Here is a 1,954-nt window from a genome sequence, read left to right as displayed (position 1 = left end):
GATTCCGGACCGGGTGAGAACAGCTCGATGCGTCCGTCGCTCCAACGGACCAGGAAGGGAGGGCTCCCGTCGGGGCCACCCGTGTCGAGCACCTCACCCTCCTGCAAGGGTCCGTCTGCGGCCGTTCCGGCCACGAAGATGCGGTCACCGACTCGCGCCCTCATGGCTCCTCCTCCATCCGGACGGAGCCTGCCTGCGCGAAACCACCGGCGGGCACGGCCCTCGCCACGATGTCGGGGCGCACGACGCGGACGGGAGTCCGGGCGTAGTGGACCACCGCACGACTGACGGAGCCGAGCAGAAGTCGCTCGAAGCCACCGAGACCCCGGCACCCGACGACGAGCAGTCCTGCGCCCTCACCTGCACCCTCGGCGACCTCCAGCAACGCGGCCACGGGGTGAGCATCGACGACCCTGCCGCGCACATCCAGTCCCGGGAAGCCCGTCCGCAGATCGGCGGCAATGGTCTCGAGCGCGTCCCGTACCGGCCGTCGGGAGCCGTCGGGGTTGTCGGCGTTGTCTCGGAGGGCTTCCAGGCCGCGGGGTGGGCCGAACCAGTCCTCCACGCGTGGCAGGGCCCGGACGAGGACCAGTGGCGCGCCGTGCTCGACGGCGATGGCTGCGGCTCGGCGGGTCGCACGGTCGGCGCCGCCGCTACCGTCGTGCCCGACAACCACCGGGTGCTGTGGACCCGGCACCACCAGTTCCTGGTCGGGGACCACGATGACGTCGCACGCCGAGTGCGCCGTCACGGCGAAGGCGACCGAGCCTGTGACGTACTCCCTGGCCTTTCCCCGCGCAGGGTGCCCGACCACGACCAGCGAAGCCTGGTGGGACTCCCGGACCAGCACGCCGGCGGGGTACCCCGCCACGACGGCTGTCTCGACGCGGGAGGCGTCCAGCACCTTCTCGGCGCGGAGTCGTCCAGTCCCGCTGAGCCGTTCGGCGTCCACATGGTCCGCCGGCGGCACGGCCCCGGCGCCCATTCCACCGAACGGCAGCTCCACGTAGGGCCGTGCCGTCACGATGCGCAAGGCCACACGACGCCGATCGGCCTCGAACGCCGCCCAGTCCACCGCGCACTCAGCGCCGTGGCTGCCGTCGAAGCCGACCACGATGTCGCTCGCCGCTCTCATGGTTCCTCCTCTTCCTCGTCCACGATGCCTTCTCGCCGGCGCGCCGGCGCAGAGGCGAAGGTCCCGGTACGGCGGAGCGGCGAAGCCAACGGCCACAGTGGCAAGGGTCGAAGGTCCGTCTGAGAGGCGGCATCACATCGGTGCGCCGCCTCGCCCGCGCCGTGGTGGCATGGAAGGGCAAGGAGATCGGCCATGAAGCACTCGCTACGCTCACTCGCAGCATCCCTCCTCGCGGCCCTCACGGTCGCTGGCCTGGCCCCGAGCACCGGGCCACCGGTCGGGGGAGGCGCCTGGGAAGGGGCCACGACGGCCCCCGCCGTCGCGGCCGCGCCCGTCGCGTACGCGGGCACCGTGTACCTGACCTTCGACGACGGTCCGCACCCGACGTACACGCCGAAGGTTCTGGCGATACTGCGGAAGTACGGGGTGAAGGCGGTCTTCTTCGAGGTCGGACAGAACATCTCCTGGTACCCGTCGCTCACCCGCAGCCTGCGCTACTACGGCATGAAGATCGGCAACCACACGTGGAGCCACCCGAATCTGACCACGCTGTCCACGGCGGGGGTCACGTCGCAGCTGAACCGGATGGAGTGGACCCTCGGCTACCGGCCACGATGCGTCCGCCCACCGTACGGGGCCACCAACGCGCGGATCGCGTCGATCATCGCCAGCCGCGGGCAGCGTCAGATCCTCTGGACCGTCGACCCTCGTGACTGGTCACGACCGGGCACGTGGACCATCGTCAACCGGGTCCTGGCCGCGGTGCGGGACGGCTCGAGGATCCTGCTGCACGACGGAGGGGGAGACCGCTCCCAGACC

3 protein-coding genes are annotated in these 1,954 nt (G+C 71.1%); 1 reads left to right on the top strand and 2 read right to left on the bottom strand.

The genetic code is table 11. From position 1 onward, the window contains the following. Together ACR9ZK_RS21470 and ACR9ZK_RS21465 are read right to left on the bottom strand one after the other, a co-directional pair. The coding region (locus ACR9ZK_RS21470) for a DUF1918 domain-containing protein (RefSeq protein ID WP_481343995.1) at nt 1-164 on the bottom strand (164 nt) is incomplete at its 3' end. Next, on the bottom strand, nt 161-1,135 hold the full coding sequence (locus tag ACR9ZK_RS21465) for a universal stress protein (RefSeq protein ID WP_481343994.1): 975 nt from the start codon (nt 1,133-1,135) through the stop codon (nt 161-163). The genes ACR9ZK_RS21470 and ACR9ZK_RS21465, both read right to left, overlap by 4 nt. Nucleotides 1,136-1,327: 192 nt before the next feature. On the opposite strand from ACR9ZK_RS21465, the gene ACR9ZK_RS21460 reads away from it, so the two are divergent. Continuing rightward, nucleotides 1,328-1,954, top strand: a 627-nt coding sequence (locus tag ACR9ZK_RS21460; RefSeq protein WP_481343993.1) for a polysaccharide deacetylase family protein, incomplete at its 3' end; no start/stop codon positions are given.

This window comes from Monashia sp. HAY1-5C (genome assembly GCF_056755255.1).
The sequence above is the reverse complement of the archived record's forward strand: the minus strand, read 5'-3'. Positions and strand labels throughout refer to the sequence as shown.

Excerpts from the sequence above, each read along its gene's own strand:
- ACR9ZK_RS21465 (WP_481343994.1), bottom strand. The coding sequence starts at position 1,135 with ATGAGAGCGGCGAGCGACATCGTGGTCGGCTTCGACGGCAGCCACGGC.